The 1,051-nt window shown below is 46.1% G+C and carries 2 tRNA genes and 2 rRNA genes; all 4 read right to left on the minus strand.

From position 1 onward, the window contains the following. Nucleotides 1–280: ribosomal RNA gene (locus tag J2S11_RS22230) — 23S ribosomal RNA — on the minus strand; the annotation flags it as partial. Nucleotides 281–542: 262 nt separating this feature from the next. Next, nucleotides 543–618 (minus strand) — tRNA-Ala (locus J2S11_RS22235). Nucleotides 619–776: 158 nt separating this feature from the next. After that, nucleotides 777–853 (minus strand) — tRNA-Ile (locus J2S11_RS22240). 115 nt (nt 854–968) lie between these two features. Then, a 16S ribosomal RNA gene (locus tag J2S11_RS22245) occupies nt 969–1,051 on the minus strand; the annotation flags it as partial.

Genomic DNA, 1,051 nt, shown 5'->3' on the forward strand with positions numbered 1-1,051 from the left:
ACTGGTTTGGGCTGTTTCCGTTTCGCTCGCCGCTACTCAGGAAATCGCATTTGCTTTCTCTTCCTCAGGGTACTTAGATGTTTCAGTTCCCCTGGTCTGCCTTCTCATCCCCTATATATTCAAGGATGGATTCTACTCGATAAGGAGTAGAGGGTTTCCCCATTCGGAAATCCCCGGTTCAACGCTTACTTACAGCTCCCCGAGGCATATCGGTGTTCGTCCCGTCCTTCGTCGGCTCCTAGTGCCAAGGCATCCACCGTGCGCCCTTTGTAGCTTAACCTAAAAGCGGATTACGTCATTTGACAATGCGTTCTCCTTGGTTTGTTAATCAAAGGTCTGTTTGGATAAATCCTTAGACTTCTCAAGTTACTCGGATTGATTTCTCTCTCCGGTGAAACTCTTCTTTACTGTTATCTAGTTTTCAAGGTGCAAGTTTGATCAGCAAGCTGATCGCATCGCTTTTAGCGACAAAAAATAGTTTACCATAGATCTAGCTTGTTTGACAACAGCTAGTTGCTGGTAAAACAGGTAAATCATTCGTATGGTGGAGCCAAGCGGGATCGAACCGCTGACCTCCTGCGTGCAAGGCAGGCGCTCTCCCAGCTGAGCTATGGCCCCATAATAGGATTTGGCTATAGAAAGTAAAAGCGACGACTTCTTCTTTTTATTTTGCTCAAAAGAAAATTCCGTCATCCATCATTTAAATAGCGTTCTACGGTTATTTAAATGTCTAGCCTGTTTCTTTTATTCTGTTTTTGCCTTTACCAGCTAGATTATGGTGGGCCTAAATGGACTCGAACCATCGACCTCACGCTTATCAGGCGTGCGCTCTAACCAGCTGAGCTATAGGCCCACGTCGACTAGGGTAAAGCATGAGAGTGTAGAACCCTCAAAACTGAACAAAGAAGGAAACCAAAGCGTGTCTACAGTACCCAAGGTACTGTGTCGATTATGGAAATACTCCATAGAAAGGAGGTGATCCAGCCGCACCTTCCGATACGGCTACCTTGTTACGACTTCACCCCAATCATCTATCCCACCTTAGGCGGCT

It is taken from the genome of Bacillus horti (genome assembly GCF_030813115.1).
In the GTDB taxonomy this organism is placed as follows: Bacteria; Bacillota; Bacilli; order Caldalkalibacillales; family JCM-10596; genus Bacillus_CH; species Bacillus_CH horti.